The sequence below is a fragment of the Gordonia bronchialis DSM 43247 genome (genome assembly GCF_000024785.1).
Taxonomy (GTDB): Bacteria; Actinomycetota; Actinomycetes; order Mycobacteriales; family Mycobacteriaceae; genus Gordonia; species Gordonia bronchialis.
The window spans coordinates 2,009,905-2,024,855 of record NC_013441.1; the positions used below are offsets into that span (position 1 = coordinate 2,009,905).

Here is a 14,951-nt window from a genome sequence, read left to right on the forward strand (position 1 = left end):
CGTTTGCGTTGTATCAGGCGGTTTGGTGACGTTCGGGGTTCGGTGACCTCCGGGGTTCGGTGACAACAGAGGCGAGGTAGACACGTGAGTGCACAGGATGTATCGGGCACATCGAGTCCGTCGGCGATCGACGACATCCTCGCTGAGCACGCCGGCCTCGAACAGCAGCTCTCGGATCCGGCGTTGCACGACGATCCGGCCGCCGCACGCCGGGTGGGCAAACGTTTCGCCGAGCTGGCCCCGGTGATGGCCACCCACGCCCGGCTCGTCGCCGCTCGGGATGATCTCGCCGCGGCTCGTGAACTCGCGGCCGATGATCCCGCGTTCGCCGAGGAGATCCCGGCTCTCGAGTCCACCGTCGCCGAGCTCGACGCCACTCTGACCGACCTCCTCGCCCCGCGCGATCCGCATGATGGCGACGACGTCGTGCTGGAGATCAAATCCGGTGCGGGCGGCGAGGAATCGGCGTTGTTTGCCGCTGATCTCGCCCGGATGTATCTCAAATACTGTGAGCGGCACGGGTGGAAGGCGCAGGTTTTGGGCGTCACCGAGTCCGATCTCGGCGGCTACAAAGAGGCGACGCTGTCGATCAAGGCGAAAGAGGCTGTGCGCGAAGGGGTCTGGTCGCGGTTGAAGTTCGAGGGCGGGGTCCATCGGGTACAGCGGGTGCCGGTCACCGAATCGCAGGGACGTATCCACACCTCGGCGGCGGGGGTGCTGATCTACCCGGAACCCGAAGAACTCGAACAGGTCGCGATCGACGAATCCGATCTGCGCATCGACGTTTACCGGTCGTCTGGTAAGGGCGGGCAGGGAGTGAACACCACCGACTCGGCGGTGCGGATCACCCACCTGCCCACCGGGATCGTGGTGACCTGCCAGAACGAGCGGTCCCAGTTGCAGAACAAGGCCCGCGCGATGCAGGTACTCGCGGCCCGGCTACAGGCCGCCGCCGAAGAGGAGGCACAGGCCGCGGCCGCGCAGGGGCGCGCCGCCCAGATCCGCACGGTGGATCGTTCCGAGCGCATCCGTACGTACAACTTCCCGGAGAACCGGATCGCCGATCATCGCATCGGGTACAAGGCCAACAATCTCGACGCGGTTCTGGGCGGCGAGATGGACGGCCTGCTCGACGCCCTGGTCGCCGCCGATCGGCAGGCGCGCCTCGAGGCGCAGTGAGCGGCCAGCCGGCTCCCGACGCCCCGGACACCCCCGACACCCCGGTCCGACTGATGCGGTGGGCCGCTCGGGATCTGGCGCGCCACGGTATCGATTCGGCCGACACCGAGGCCCGGCGGCTGATGGCGCACGTGCTCGGCGTCGACGTCGGACGGTTGTTGCTCGTCGATCATGTCGAACCCGCCCGCCGGGCCGAGTTCGAGGCCGCCGTCGATCGGCGCGCGGCAGGGGTCCCGTTACAGCACATCACCGGGCGGGTGGGATTCGGCACGGTGGAACTCGCGGTCGGGCCCGGGGTGTTCATCCCGCGGCCGGAGACCGAACTCATCGTCGAATGGGCGTTACGACGGCTGCCCTCGCCCCAGCGTCGCGCGCCGCTGCGCATCGTCGATTTGTGCAGTGGCAGTGGTGCTCTCGCGTTGGCCATCGCACATCGGCTACCCGCCGCGGAGGTCGTTGCGGTCGAGGTGGACGACGCCGCGCTGACCTGGTTGCGGCGCAACGTCGAACGACTCGGACCCGCCGGCCGCGTGCATGTGCACCGCGCCGATGTCACCGATCACGACGCGATGAGCGCCCTGTTCGACGACGCGTCGGTCGATCTCGTGGTCAGTAATCCGCCGTATGTGCCGACGACCGCGACCGTGGGTGCCGAGGTGGCCCATGACCCCGACCTCGCCGTCTACGGCGGGCCCGACGGGATGCAGGTGATCACGCCGATGATCGCCGGGATCGCCCGGGTCCTTGCCCCCGGGGGGTCGGTGGCCATCGAACACGACGACACCACAGCCGGTCTGGTGGTCCAAGAGCTCAGGGACGCAGGAGTTTTCGCCGATATCGAGTCACACCGGGACCTGGCCGGCCGGCCTCGGTTCGTCACGGCCGTTCGGTCCACCGGGGTGTCGGGGCGCTCGGTGGCGAACCCGGACATGCGAGGATGAACGGGTGAGCATCGTCTTCGACTGCAACGATCCGGAGAGTCGCAGCGCGGGTATCCGTGCCGCCGTCGGCGCGATCAAGGCCGGGCGCCTGGTCGTGATGCCGACCGACACGCTCTACGGTCTGGGCTGCGACGCCTTCGATTCCGATGCCGTGTCCGCGTTGCTCGCCGCCAAGAACCGCGGTCGCGACATGCCGGTCCCGGTTCTCGTCGGCTCCTGGCACACCATCGACGGTCTCGTGCTGACGGTCTCACAGGCCGCCCGCGACCTGGTGGAGGCGTTCTGGCCCGGTGGGCTGAGTCTCGTTGTGGAACAGGCACCCTCGCTGGCGTGGGATCTCGGCGACACCGACGGCACCGTGATGCTGCGGATGCCGCTGCATCCGGTGGCGATCGAGGTGTTGCGGGAGGTCGGCCCGATGGCGGTGTCGAGTGCCAACGTCTCGGGGCAGCGGCCCGCGACCACCGCCGACGACGCCCGGGCGCAACTCGGTGAGGACGTCGCCGTCTACCTCGACGGGGGACCGGCCCCGGCCGCCCAGGCCTCCACCATCGTCGACGTGACCGGTCCGGTGCCCCGCATCCTGCGGGTGGGCGCCGTCACCACCGAGCAGGTGGCCGAGGTCCTCGACGTCGACCCGGCCAGTCTGCTGGAGACACGATGAGGCCGGGCCGGCGATGACCGATCGCACCGGCGACGCCGAGGTCGACGCCCTCATCGGACGTGAGCAGCTGCGTCGGACCCGATCGCTGCAGCTGATCGCCAGTGAGACCGAGCCGAGCGCCGGAGTGCGCACCGCGATGGCATCGGTCTTCGACACCAAGTACGCCGAGGGTTACCCCGGTGCCCGGTATCACGGCGGCTGCGAGGTGGTCGACGACGTCGAGCGGCTCGCGATCGATCGCGCCCGCGAGCTCTTCGACGCCCCGTACGCCAATGTCCAACCCAACTCGGGCAGCGCGGCCGGAGTCGCCGTGTACGCGGCGTTCGCGCAGCCGGGTGACCCGGTCCTGGCCCTGCGCCTCGATCAGGGCGGCCATCAGACCCACGGTTCGCGGGCCAACTTCTCCGGCCGATGGTTCAGCCCGCTGCACTACGGGGTGCGCACGAGTGACGAACGCATCGACTACGACCAGGTCCGCGACCTCGCGCTCGTGCATCGCCCGCGCATCCTGGTAGCCGGCGGCGCGGCCTATTCGCGGTTCTACGATTTTGCGGTCCTGCGCGAGATCGCCGACGAGGCCGAATGCGTCCTGTGGGTCGACGCGGCTCATCTGGCCGGTCTGGTGGCCGCAGGTGTGGCCGCATCGCCGATGCCCTACGCCGACGTCGTCACCGTCTCGACCAACAAGGTGCTCCGCGGTCCCCGCGGCGGTCTGATCCTCGCGCCCGGGCGCCACCGGGTGGTGCTCGACAAGGCGGTTTTCCCATTCGTGCAGGGCGGCACCGCGATGAACGCGATCGCGGGCAAGGCCGTGGCCTTCGCCGAGGCCGCCACCCCGGAGTTCGCCGCGTACGTGCGAACGGCGGTGGCCAATGCGGCCGCGCTGTCGGCGGCCCTGACCGAGCGGGGATTGCGCATCGTGTCCGGCGGCACCGATACCCATCTCGCGGTGGTGGACGTGACGAGTCTGGACCTGACCGGGGTCGAGGCCCAGCGGCGTCTCGACGCGGCGGGCATCGTCGTCGACAAGGCGGTGCTGCCCTTCGACACCCGGCCGGTCAGCCAGGGCTCCGCGGTGCGGATCGGCACACCGTCGGTGACGCTCGCCGGACTCGGGACCCAGGACATGCCGTTGCTCGCCGACTGGATCGTCGAGGCCCTGCGTTCGCCCGTCGGGTCAAGGGACGACGGCGGACCGCACGCCCGGATCCGTGGGCAGATCACCGATCTGCCGGCCGGGTAGCCTGTGGCAGTGCCCGAGCCCGCAACCACCCCCGATCACGTGCTGATCTGGGCGGCCAGTGGTGGTGCGGGCGTGCCGTTGCGGGAGTTGTTGCTGGTGGGCCTGACCGCGGCCGCCATCACCTATCTGCTCACCTCCGCCGTCCGGGTGATCGCGATCCGTACCGGCGCCGTGGCGGTGCCGCGCGTGCGCGACGTCCATGTCATCCCCACCCCGCGACTCGGTGGGCTCGGCATGTTCGCCGGGGTGGTGGCGGCGATCGCGTTGGCCGCCAACCTGCCGGCGCTCAATCGGGGCTTCGCCTACACCACCGACATGGGTGCGGTGATCGCGGCGGGAGCGGTGATCGTGCTCGTCGGAGCCGTCGACGACCGGTGGGGCCTCGATGCGCTGACCAAGTTCGTCGGCCAGGTGACCGCCGCCGGCGTCATGGTGTTGATGAAGATCAGCTGGCTGCAGGTCCCGGTGCCGTTCGGCGAAATCGGCACCCTCGTGCTGGATCCGTTGCAGTCGGGGCTGCTGACCGTCATCATCACGGTTGCCACCATCAACGCGGTCAACTTCATCGACGGACTCGACGGGCTGGCCGCGGGTCTCGGTCTCATCGCGGCGTCGGCGATCTGCATGTTCTCGCTTGGACTGCTGCGCGACCAGGGTGGCGATGTCAGCTACTACCCGCCGGCCCTGATCTCGGTGGTCCTGGCCGGTGCCTGTCTCGGGTTCCTGCCGCACAACTTCTCCCCGGCGCGGATCTTCATGGGCGATTCGGGGGCCATGCTCATCGGCCTGATGCTGGCCGCGGCGTCGACCAGTGCGTCGGGACGTATCGCGGTGAACGCCTACGGGCCCGCCGACGTCTTCACGCTGCTGTCGCCGTTGCTGCTGGTGGCCGCGGTGGTGTTCGTGCCGATGCTCGACATGCTCCTCGCCGTCATCCGCCGGACGCGGGCCGGAGTCGGGTTCTACACCCCGGACAAGATGCATCTGCATCACCGTCTCCTGGAGCTGGGGCATTCGCAGCGGCGGGTGGCGCTGATCATCTATCTCTGGGTGGGGGTCCTTGCCTTCTCGGTGGCGGCGAGCACGATCTTCCCGCTCTCGGTGGTCGCGCCCGCCTTCGGCGGGGGCCTGGTGATCGCCATGCTGGTCACGATGGCGCCCCGGCTGCATCGCCGGTTCGCAGAGTTCCGGACGGCGACCCGGGCGTTTCGATGAGCGCGTCTGGACTCGCCGACCGAGCGTTCGGCCCCGGGTAAGGAGATGGTAAAAACTCGTGTACTATCCCGTGTAGTAGTCATCGGGCCGGTCATGCCACGCAACGGCCCGACGACACAGCGGGCCAACCGTCGCCCGGGACATACCCCCCGGTGAGGCGAGACACCCGCTGTTGGTAGGGTCACAGTCGAAACGCGAGCTTACGCCCAGCGGCCATGGCCGCTGCACGCACGCGCAGTGCTTCGTGCCCAATCATGGTGCGGGGCCGGACGAGTTGAGGAGAGGCGAATGACGACATCTGCCCCTGACTCGGCCCCCGTCTATCCCGAGGCGCCGACCGGGCTGCGCCGTCCGGCCGTGATGGCGGTGATCGTTACTGCCGTCGTCGCGGGATTCTCGATCTATCTCGGTGCTCCGCTGTTCGCGGTCTTCTTCCTCGTCGGTGTCGGTGGCGTGTTCGTGAACGCGGCGATGGTCCGGCAGGTCGTGGACACCGTGGCGGCCGCACCCAACCCGCACAAGAAGTCGTTGGCACTCAACTCTGCCGCCCGACTCGGCGCCATCACGCTGGTGGCCCTCGCGGCGGCGTTCCTGGTTCAGCCCGAGGGGCTGGGCGTCATGTTCGGGCTCGCGATCGGCCAGGTGATCCTGGTGCTGAACGTGGTGATTCCGGTGATGAAAGGACTGCGCAAGCAGCTATGACGGATACGACCTATTTGGCCGAGGCCCAGATCCACGTCGGCGTCCACGAGACCGTCGAACTCTGGGGGATGACGTTCAACACCGACACGATCCTGTCCTCGGCCATCGCCGCGGCAATCGTGATCGCGATGGCGTTCTTCGTCAAGGCAAAGATGACGTCCAAGCGGCCCAACACGGTGCAGCTGTACTTCGAGGTCCTGACGGTCCAGATGCGCCAGCAGATCGAGAGCGCGATCGGGATGCGGATCGCCGGCTTCGTCCTGCCGCTGGCGGTGACGCTGTTCACCTTCATCCTGGTCGCCAACTGGCTCTCGGTCCTGCCGGTGCAGTACGCCGATTCCTCCGGCGGCGTGCACGAGCTGCTCAAGCCGGCGGCCAGTGACGTCAACTTCGTCTACGCGATGGCCCTGTTCGTCTTCGTCTGGTACCACGCAGCCGGCGTCAAGCGCCGCGGCGTCATCGGCCACCCGGTGAAGCTGCTCAAGGGCCACGTCGCGTTCCTCGCGCCGATCAACCTGATCGAGGAGATCGCCAAGCCGGTCTCGCTGTCTCTCCGTCTTTTCGGCAACATCTTCGCCGGCGGCATCATGGTCGCGCTGATCGCGATCTTCCCGGCCTACATCATGTGGTTCCCGAACGCGATCTGGAAGTCCTTCGACCTGTTCGTCGGTCTCATCCAGGCCTTCATCTTCTCGCTGCTGACGATCCTGTACTTCAGCCAGGCGATGGAACTCGACGAGGACCACCACTGACCACCTGACCGCACGACCCCCGGACGGCGCCGCCGGACGGGACCCAAAGACCTGACAATCCCATTGTCAGTTTCACCCGAAAGGAAAACTCTCCATGGATCCCAATCTGATTGGTCTGGGCGCGTTGATCGGCGGCGGCCTCATCATGGGTGGCGGCGCAATCGGTGCCGGCATCGGTGACGGTCTCGCCGGTGCCCAGTTGATCGCCGGCATCGCGCGTCAGCCGGAGGCCCAGGGACGACTCTTCACCCCGTTCTTCATCACCGTCGGTCTGGTCGAGGCGGCCTACTTCATCAACCTGGCGTTCATGGCGCTGTTCGTCTTCGCCACCCCGATCTCGGGTCAGGGCGGCGCACAGTAATTCCGTCCGCCGCCAACCTGACGCAGTTCCGATAGGGGAAACGCAAACATGATGCAGTATCTCGCCGCGGCCGCCGAAGAGGGGGAGAAGCCGCCGAACTTCCTCATCCCCAATGGCACGTTCTTCGTGTGTCTGCTCATCTTCGTCATCGTCCTGGTCGTCATCCGCACGATGGTCGTTCCGCCCATCGTCAAGGTGCTCGACGAGCGCGACGCGATGGTGGCGAAGACCATCGAGGACAACAAGAGCGCCGCGGCGATCTACGAAGATGCCGACACCCAGTACCGGGCTGCGCTGAAGGAGGCACGGGGCGACGCCACTCGCATCCGGGACGAGGCCCGAGCCGAGGCCAACGAGGAACTCGCGGCGGCGAAACGACGCGCGACCCAGGAGGCCGACGCCGCTCTCGCCGCGACCTCGGAGTCACTGGCCGCCGAGGGTGAACGGGCCGCGAGCACCGCGCGAGCCGATGTGGAACGGTTGTCGGCGACGCTGGCCGGCCGGGTCCTCGGCACCGACATCTCGGCCGAGAAGGAAAAGGTGAACTAGGTGGACATCTTCATCGGCAACCTCATCGGGTTCGCCCTCATCGTCTTCTTGTTCTGGAAGTTCGTGCGGCCGCCGCTGTCCCGTGCGGTCGGCAACCAGAAGGACACCATCGAGCGCCATGTGGCGGAGAGCGAAGAGGCCAAGGCCCGTCTCGCCGACGCCCAGGCCGCGCACGACCGCGCGCTGGCCGAGGCCAAGGCGGAGGCGGCCGAACTGCACGCCTTGGCTCTCGAGGACGCCAAGGCGATCCGCGAGGACATCAAGGCACAGGCCGACGCCGAGGTCCGCCGCATCACCGAGCATGGCAAGTCGCAGGTGGAGCTCACCCGGGCCAATCTGGTCCGCCGACTGCGGACCGACCTGGGTCTCACCGCCATCGACGGTGCGGGCAAGCTGGTGCGTTCACATCTGTCGGACGAACAGAACCAGTCGGCCAGCATCGACCGCGTGATCGGTGAGCTCGAATCGATGGCGTCGAGCACGCCGTCGAGCGATGTGCCGCACAGCGCCGAACTCATCGGCCTGCACCACATGCGCGCGAGCAGCCGTGACGCGGCACGGACGGTGGCGCGCGAGTTCGATTCCGCGGCTTCCGATCTGGACGGATCGGCGTTGACGACGGCGGCGTCCGAGCTGACCGAGGTCATCACGTTCCTGACCAAGAACCCGGTGTTGCGCAAGAAGCTCACCGAGGACGAGGACAACCCGGCGGGCAAGCAGCAGCTGGTGTCGACGCTGTTCGGTGGCAAGGTCGCGCCGATCGTCGTCGACGTGGTCGCTTCGGCGGCCAAGCAGCGCTGGTCGTCGTCGGCGGACTTCCTCACCGGCCTGCGCAGGCAGAACGCACTCATCGTGCTGACCGCCGCCGAGCGTGAGGGCGTCATCGAGCAGGTCGAGGACGAGCTGTTCCGGGTGAGCCGTCTGCTGGAGGCCAACCCGCAACTGGCCTCGCTGCTGTCGGACTTCACCCATCCCGCGGACAAGCGCAATGCGTTGCTGGAGAAGCTCATCGGCGGTCAGGTCAATGAGCACACCTGGAATCTGCTCTCGCACACCATCACCCTGCTGCACGGTCAGCCCGCCGAGCTGGCGGTCGATCACCTCGCCGAGCTCGCGGCCGCGCGCCGTGGCGAGTCGGTGGCGCATGTCGTCTCGGCGGCCCCGCTGTCCGATGAGCAGACGCAGCGGCTGTCGTCGGTGCTGGGCAACATCTATGGCCGGACGATCTCGGTGCAGACCGAGGTGCGTCCCGAAATCCTGGGCGGCCTGCGGATCGGGGTCGGCGACGAGATCATCGACGCCGACATCGCGACGCGGCTGGCCAAGGCGACCGAGACGCTGCCGCGCTGAGCCACAGCCGTAGCCGACCTGCCGTCTGACCGACATACCCACGCTGACACCACCCACGACCACCACCACACCCGGGCTCGCAAGCCGGATGAGAACAAGGAAGAACGAGAACCCATGGCGGAGTTGACGATCTCACCAGACGAGATTAAGAGAGCGATCGAGCAGTACGTCTCGTCGTTCGAGGCCGAGGCGTCGCGCGACGAGGTCGGCACCATCACCGATACCGCGGACGGCATCGCTCACGTCAGCGGCCTGCCCGGCGCGATGGCCAACGAGCTGCTGCAGTTCCCCGGCGGCGTGCTCGGTGTGGCACTGAACCTCGACGAGGACAAGATCGGTGCGGTCATCCTCGGCGAGTACGCCGACCTCGAAGAAGGCCAGGAAGTCAGCCGGACCGGCGAGGTGCTCTCGGTTCCGGTCGGCGACAAGTTCCTCGGCCGCGTGGTCGACCCGCTGGGCGCCCCCATCGACGGTCTCGGCGACATCGAGGCCGAGGAGCAGCGCGTCCTCGAACTGCAGGCCGCGTCCGTGCTCGAGCGTCAGCCGGTCGAGGAGTCGCTGGCCACCGGCATCAAGGCCATCGACGCCATGACCGCCATCGGTCGTGGACAGCGTCAGCTCGTCATCGGCGACCGCAAGACCGGCAAGACCGCGGTCTGCATCGACGCAATCCTCAACCAGAAGGCCAACTGGGAGTCCGGCGACCCCGACAAGCAGGTGCGCTGCATCTACGTCGCGATCGGCCAGAAGGGCTCCACCATCGCCGGCGTCAAGACCGCCCTCGAAGAAGCCGGCGCGCTCGAGTACACCACCATCGTCGCCGCCCCGGCGTCGGACTCGGCCGGCTTCAAGTGGCTCGCGCCCTACACCGGTTCGGCCATCGGCCAGCACTGGATGTACCAGGGCAAGCACGTCCTGATCGTCTTCGACGACCTGACCAAGCAGGCCGAGGCCTACCGCGCCATCTCGCTGCTGCTGCGTCGCCCGCCGGGCCGAGAGGCATACCCCGGCGACGTCTTCTACCTGCACTCGCGTCTGCTGGAGCGTTGCGCAAAGCTCTCCGACGACATGGGCGGCGGTTCGATGACGGGTCTGCCGATCATCGAGACCAAGGCCAACGACGTCTCCGCGTTCATCCCGACCAACGTCATCTCGATCACCGACGGTCAGGTCTTCCTGGAGTCGGACCTGTTCAACAAGGGCGTCCGCCCGGCCATCAACGTGGGTACCTCGGTGTCCCGCGTCGGTGGTGCCGCGCAGACCAAGGGCCTCAAGAAGGTCTCCGGTTCGCTGCGTCTGGAGCTTGCCCAGTTCCGTGAGCTCGAGGCCTTCTCGGCGTTCGCCTCCGACCTCGACGACGCCTCCAAGGCTCAGCTCGAGCGTGGTGCCCGCTGGGTCGAGATGCTCAAGCAGGACCAGTACAGCCCGTACTCCGTCGAGGACGAGATCGTCTCGATCTACCTCTGCGGTGAGGGTCACTACGACTCGGTCCCGGTCGACGACATCCGCAACTTCGAGACGCAGCTGCTCAGCCACCTGCATCACAACGCGAAGGGTGTTTACGACTCCATCGCCGGCGGCCAGGTGCTCACCGACGATCAGGCCGAGGCGCTGGTCGACGAGACCAACAAGTTCAAGAACAGCTATCTCACCCATGACGGCCAGCGCGTCGTCAACGAGGCCGAGACCGCTGCGATGGACTCCGAGGACGTCGAACACGAAGAGATCAAGATCCGCAAGTGACCTTCGAGGGCAGTCGACGTCCGGGCTCGCAGCCCAGAGAACAGAAAGGGGTGAGGGAGCATGGCCAGCATTCGTGAGCTGCGCTCGCGCATCCGGTCGGTGCAGTCGACCAAGAAGATCACCAAGGCGCAGGAACTGATCGCGACCTCACGGATCACCAAGGCGCAGGCGCGGGTGGCGGCGGCCAAGCCGTACGCCCACGAGATGACCGAGGTGCTCTCCGAGCTCGCCAGCAACTCCGGTTCGCTCGACCACCCGTTGCTCGTCGAACGCGAGAAGCCCAAGCGCGCCGGCGTTCTGGTGGTGACCAGTGACCGCGGTATGTGCGGTGGCTACAACGCCAACGTGCTGCGCTCGGCCCGCGAACTCATCGCGCTGCTGCGCGAAGAGGGCAAAGAGCCGGTCATCTTCGTGATGGGCACCAAGGGTGTCGGGTTCTTCAGCTTCCGGGGCACCGAGGTGGCCGGCTCCTGGACCGGGTTCTCCCAGGCTCCCGAGTACTCCGACGCGGCACAGGCGACCAACTTCCTGGTCGACTTGTTCCTCGCCGGATCGCGCGAACAGGTCGACCGCCCGGATGGTGACGGTTCGCTGGAAGGCATCGACGAGCTGCACCTGGTCTACACCAGGTTCGTCTCGATGCTCACCCAGTCACCGGAGGTTCGTCGCATCGCACCGCTGGTGGTGTCCGAGTACGACGACGAGAGTGAGGCCGAGATCGACAGCAGCTCGCGCAACTACTCCTTCGAGCCGGGCGCCGAGACACTGCTGGACGCGTTGCTGCCGAAGTACGTGGCCACCCGCGTCTACGCCGCACTGCTGGATTCCTCGGCGTCGGAATCGGCGGCCCGCCGCACCGCCATGAAGGCCGCGACCGACAACGCCGAAGAGCTCTCGACGTCGCTGTCGCGTGAGGCCAACCAGCTTCGGCAGGCACAGATCACCCAGGAAATCAGCGAGATCGTCGGTGGTTCGAGCGCGCTGGCCAACTAGCCGGACGCGCCGCTCCGCCGGCTCGAGACCCCATACTTCGATCGAAGAGGAAGTGACCCAAGCACCATGACCGCAGCAGTAGAAACTCCCTCCGCGTCCTCGGCGGGTTCCGCCGACGGACGCGTGGTCCGCATCATCGGCCCCGTGGTTGACATCGAGTTCCCGCGGGGCTCGATCCCAGTCCTGTTCAGCGCGCTGCACGCGGAGGTGAAGCTCGAGGCGGTGGCCAAGACGCTGACCCTCGAGGTGGCGCAGCACCTCGGTGACAACCTGGTGCGCACCATCTCCATGCAGCCGACCGACGGCCTGGTCCGTGGTGCCCCGGTCACCGACACCGGCCATCCCATCCGGGTGCCCGTCGGCGACGTCGTCAAGGGCCACGTGTTCAACGCGCTCGGTGACTGCCTCGACGCCCCCGGCACCGGTCGTGACGGCGAGCAGTGGAGCATCCACCGCAAGCCGCCGCCCTTCGACGAGCTCGAGGGCAAGACCGAGATCCTCGAGACCGGCATCAAGGTCATCGACCTGCTGACCCCGTACGTGAAGGGCGGCAAGATCGGCCTGTTTGGCGGCGCCGGCGTGGGCAAGACCGTGCTCATCCAGGAGATGATCACCCGTATCGCGCGTGAGTTCTCCGGTACCTCGGTGTTCGCCGGCGTGGGGGAGCGCACCCGTGAGGGCACCGATCTCCACCTCGAGATGGAGGAGATGGGCGTTCTGCAGGACACCGCACTCGTCTTCGGCCAGATGGACGAGCCGCCGGGCACGCGTATGCGCGTGGCCCTGTCCGCGCTGACCATGGCGGAGTACTTCCGCGATGAGAAGCATCAGGACGTTCTGCTGTTCATCGACAACATCTTCCGGTTCACCCAGGCCGGTTCGGAGGTCTCCACGCTGCTCGGCCGCATGCCGTCCGCGGTGGGATACCAGCCGACCCTGGCCGACGAGATGGGCGAGCTGCAGGAGCGGATCACCTCGACCAAGGGTCGTTCGATCACCTCGCTGCAGGCCATCTACGTGCCCGCCGACGACTACACCGACCCGGCGCCGGCGACCACCTTCGCCCACCTCGATGCGACCACCGAGCTCTCGCGTCCGATCTCGCAGCTGGGTATCTACCCCGCTGTGGACCCGCTGACCTCGACCTCGCGCATCCTGGAGGCCTCGATCGTCGGCGACGAGCACTTCCGCGTCGCCAACGAGGTCAAGCGCATCCTGCAGAAGTACAAGGAACTGCAGGACATCATCGCGATCCTCGGTATGGACGAGCTGTCCGAAGAGGACAAGGTGACCGTGCAGCGCGCGCGTCGTATCCAGAAGTTCCTCGGCCAGAACTTCCTCGTGGCCGAGAAGTTCACCGGTCAGCCGGGTTCGGTGGTTCCGCTCAACGACACCATCGAGGCCTTCGACCGCGTCTGCAAGGGCGAGTTCGATCACCTTCCCGAGCAGGCGTTCAACAGCTGCGGTGGACTCGACGACGTGGAGGCCGCCGCCGCCAAGATCGCCGGAAAGTAGCGCATCGACATGGCAGACAAGTCCTTCCACGTGGAGGTGGTCTCCGCCGACCGTGAGCTGTACTCCGGTGAGGCGACCTTCGTGATCGCCCAGACGACCGTCGGTGAACTCGGTGTCCTGGCAAATCACGAACCGTTGCTCGGACAGTTGGTGCCGGGTGGCTTCGTGGTGATCGTCGAGGAGTCGGGTGACCGGCGTGCGGCAGCCGTCGAAGGCGGCTTCCTGTCCGTCACCGGCGAATCGGTCACGATTCTCGCCGAGGCGGCCGACTGGGCCGACGACGCCGACGTCGCCTCCGAGCGGCAGACGTTGGACTCCGCCGAGCCGGGCACCGACGAGTACAACCGCGCGCACGCGCGTTTGGCTGCGGCAGAGCACCTTTCGAAAAAGTGACGGTGAGCGGCCACGGCCGCTGAGCCAGATGTGATCGGCAGTCACCCGGATCAGACCCGGGTGACTGGCCGATTCGTTTGTTCGGATGGCATGCTGGTGGTCAACAGCCCATCACGCGTGATCATCTCGGAGCGTTCGCTTCGATTCCCGCTCCCGGCACTCGTGCAGCCCACGATTCACCGGTGAGGCCGGTGCCCACGCGTCAGTCGCAAGGAGGTGCCGGCGTTGCCGCTTCTCACCGTGCTGCTGACCGTGTTGCTCGTGGTCGCGGTCGCGTTGTGCGCACTCCTTGCGTACCGCCTCGGTCAGCTGCGCAGTGCCGGCACGCCCGTGCTACTCCGTGAGGTCCCCGCGGGCGCCGACGAGGGATGGCGGCACGGGACTGTCCACTACAGCGACGAGGCACTCCGGTACTTCCGGCTGAGCTCCCTGCGTCCCGGCCCGTCGGCGACCTTTTGCCGGCAGGGCATCGAGATCACCGGCCGCCGGGACCCGGTGGGTACCGAGACCGACATCATGGACGGCCTGGTGGTCCTCCAGATGCGGGAGGCCGTCACCGCTGGGCGTCCGGACCACCAGGCCGGACCGGGCACCTACGAACTCGCGATGACTCCGGGCGCCGTGACGGCGTTCCAGTCCTGGCTCGAATCCCGCCAATCCGATCGGTCCCAGCGACGCCGCAGCGCCTGAGACGGGAACCGAGCCGATCAGTCTCTGCTGCGGTCTCCGCCGGGCACCCACGTCACGTCGCCGGGCGGGGAGGCGTCCGGTGATCCGGGAAGTCGGTTGGCCACCCGGGACAGGATGAACAGCAGGTCGGACAGGCGGTTGAGATACTTGGCCGGCAGCACCGACGTGTCGTCGGGGTACGCCGTTACCGCCGCCCACGCCGATCGTTCCGCTCGCCGGGTCACCGTCCGCGCCTGATGCAGCAACGCGGCGAACGGTGTGCCGCCGGGCAGGACAAAGGAATTCAGGGCGGGCAGGTCGGTACCGAAGCGATCACACCAGCTCTCGAGAGCGTCGATGTAGGACTGTTCGATCCGCAATGGCGGGTACTTCGGATCGTCGATGACCGGCGTGGACAGGTCGGCGCCGGCGTCGAAGAGATCGTTCTGCACGGTGGTGAGCACGGTGGCGATGTCGTCGGGGACCCCACCGCCGAGCGCGAGGGCCACGCCGATGCAGGCGTTGGCCTCGTCACAGTCGGCATAGGCGATGACCCGGGGATCGGTCTTGGGGACGCGGGAGAAGTCGCTCAGGCCGGTGGAGCCATCGTCGCCGGTCCGCGTATAGATCCGCGTCAGGTGTACTGCCATTGGTCGAATGTAGCGCCCGGCGGTGACATGGA

General features: G+C 67.3%; 16 protein-coding genes. 15 read left to right on the top strand and 1 reads right to left on the bottom strand.

What is annotated here, in order from left to right:
• Positions 1-84 precede the first annotated feature (84 nt).
• The 15 genes from prfA to GBRO_RS09475 all read left to right on the top strand — a co-directional run bounded on the left by prfA (position 85) and on the right by GBRO_RS09475 (position 14,290).
• Entirely contained in the window at positions 85-1,179 is a 1,095-nt protein-coding gene (gene prfA / locus GBRO_RS09405) for a peptide chain release factor 1 (protein ID WP_012833721.1), read from the top strand.
• Positions 1,176-2,120 (top strand): peptide chain release factor N(5)-glutamine methyltransferase, encoded by a 945-nt coding sequence (prmC, locus tag GBRO_RS09410; protein WP_012833722.1) that lies wholly within the window; start codon positions 1,176-1,178, stop codon positions 2,118-2,120. The genes prfA and prmC overlap by 4 nt, the downstream gene beginning before the upstream one ends.
• Before the next feature lie 4 nt (positions 2,121-2,124).
• On the top strand, positions 2,125-2,784 hold the full coding sequence (locus GBRO_RS09415) for an L-threonylcarbamoyladenylate synthase (RefSeq protein WP_012833723.1): 660 nt from the start codon (positions 2,125-2,127) through the stop codon (positions 2,782-2,784).
• A gap of 13 nt (positions 2,785-2,797) precedes the next feature.
• Positions 2,798-4,027, top strand: a complete 1,230-nt coding sequence (locus tag GBRO_RS09420) for a serine hydroxymethyltransferase (RefSeq protein WP_012833724.1) — start codon at positions 2,798-2,800, stop codon at positions 4,025-4,027.
• Positions 4,028-4,030: 3 nt separating this feature from the next.
• Positions 4,031-5,242 (top strand): MraY family glycosyltransferase, encoded by a 1,212-nt coding sequence (locus tag GBRO_RS09425; RefSeq protein WP_012833725.1) that lies wholly within the window; start codon positions 4,031-4,033, stop codon positions 5,240-5,242.
• A gap of 288 nt (positions 5,243-5,530) precedes the next feature.
• Positions 5,531-5,944: a hypothetical protein gene (locus tag GBRO_RS09430; protein WP_012833726.1), complete on the top strand. Its 414-nt coding sequence runs from the start codon at positions 5,531-5,533 to the stop codon at positions 5,942-5,944.
• Positions 5,941-6,696: a F0F1 ATP synthase subunit A gene (atpB, locus tag GBRO_RS09435; protein ID WP_012833727.1), complete on the top strand. Its 756-nt coding sequence runs from the start codon at positions 5,941-5,943 to the stop codon at positions 6,694-6,696. The genes GBRO_RS09430 and atpB overlap by 4 nt, the downstream gene beginning before the upstream one ends.
• A 94-nt stretch (positions 6,697-6,790) precedes the next feature.
• Entirely contained in the window at positions 6,791-7,057 is a 267-nt protein-coding gene (locus GBRO_RS09440; RefSeq protein WP_012833728.1) for a F0F1 ATP synthase subunit C, read from the top strand.
• 48 nt (positions 7,058-7,105) lie between these two features.
• Complete coding sequence (locus tag GBRO_RS09445; protein ID WP_012833729.1) at positions 7,106-7,606, top strand: F0F1 ATP synthase subunit B; 501 nt, start codon at positions 7,106-7,108, stop codon at positions 7,604-7,606.
• A complete protein-coding gene (locus GBRO_RS09450; RefSeq protein WP_012833730.1) occupies positions 7,607-8,956 on the top strand; it encodes a F0F1 ATP synthase subunit B/delta in 1,350 nt (449 codons plus the stop codon).
• Positions 8,957-9,070: 114 nt separating this feature from the next.
• Entirely contained in the window at positions 9,071-10,699 is a 1,629-nt protein-coding gene (gene atpA, locus GBRO_RS09455) for a F0F1 ATP synthase subunit alpha (protein ID WP_012833731.1), read from the top strand.
• Between the two features lie 60 nt (positions 10,700-10,759).
• Positions 10,760-11,692: a F0F1 ATP synthase subunit gamma gene (locus GBRO_RS09460; protein WP_012833732.1), complete on the top strand. Its 933-nt coding sequence runs from the start codon at positions 10,760-10,762 to the stop codon at positions 11,690-11,692.
• A gap of 66 nt (positions 11,693-11,758) precedes the next feature.
• A complete protein-coding gene (gene atpD / locus GBRO_RS09465; protein ID WP_012833733.1) occupies positions 11,759-13,207 on the top strand; it encodes a F0F1 ATP synthase subunit beta in 1,449 nt (482 codons plus the stop codon).
• A 9-nt stretch (positions 13,208-13,216) separates the two neighbouring features.
• Positions 13,217-13,600: a F0F1 ATP synthase subunit epsilon gene (locus GBRO_RS09470; protein WP_012833734.1), complete on the top strand. Its 384-nt coding sequence runs from the start codon at positions 13,217-13,219 to the stop codon at positions 13,598-13,600.
• A 225-nt stretch (positions 13,601-13,825) separates the two neighbouring features.
• A complete protein-coding gene (locus GBRO_RS09475) occupies positions 13,826-14,290 on the top strand; it encodes a DUF2550 domain-containing protein (RefSeq protein ID WP_012833735.1) in 465 nt (154 codons plus the stop codon).
• A gap of 17 nt (positions 14,291-14,307) precedes the next feature.
• Here GBRO_RS09475 and GBRO_RS09480 read toward each other — a convergent pair whose 3' ends face one another.
• Positions 14,308-14,919: a cob(I)yrinic acid a,c-diamide adenosyltransferase gene (locus tag GBRO_RS09480; RefSeq protein WP_012833736.1), complete on the bottom strand. Its 612-nt coding sequence runs from the start codon at positions 14,917-14,919 to the stop codon at positions 14,308-14,310.
• Positions 14,920-14,951 lie beyond the last annotated feature (32 nt).

Bases quoted from the DNA above. Each gene is read 5' to 3' on its own strand.
- atpD (WP_012833733.1), top strand. From the start codon at position 11,759: ATGACCGCAGCAGTAGAAACTCCCTCCGCGTCCTCGGCGGGTTCCGCC.
- GBRO_RS09460 (WP_012833732.1), top strand. From the start codon at position 10,760: ATGGCCAGCATTCGTGAGCTGCGCTCGCGCATCCGGTCGGTGCAGTCG.
- GBRO_RS09420 (WP_012833724.1), top strand. From the start codon at position 2,798: ATGACCGATCGCACCGGCGACGCCGAGGTCGACGCCCTCATCGGACGT.
- GBRO_RS09430 (WP_012833726.1), top strand. From the start codon at position 5,531: ATGACGACATCTGCCCCTGACTCGGCCCCCGTCTATCCCGAGGCGCCG.
- GBRO_RS09445 (WP_012833729.1), top strand. From the start codon at position 7,106: ATGATGCAGTATCTCGCCGCGGCCGCCGAAGAGGGGGAGAAGCCGCCG.
- atpA (WP_012833731.1), top strand. From the start codon at position 9,071: ATGGCGGAGTTGACGATCTCACCAGACGAGATTAAGAGAGCGATCGAG.
- atpB (WP_012833727.1), top strand. From the start codon at position 5,941: ATGACGGATACGACCTATTTGGCCGAGGCCCAGATCCACGTCGGCGTC.
- GBRO_RS09480 (WP_012833736.1), bottom strand. From the start codon at position 14,919: ATGGCAGTACACCTGACGCGGATCTATACGCGGACCGGCGACGATGGC.
- GBRO_RS09440 (WP_012833728.1), top strand. From the start codon at position 6,791: ATGGATCCCAATCTGATTGGTCTGGGCGCGTTGATCGGCGGCGGCCTC.
- GBRO_RS09470 (WP_012833734.1), top strand. From the start codon at position 13,217: ATGGCAGACAAGTCCTTCCACGTGGAGGTGGTCTCCGCCGACCGTGAG.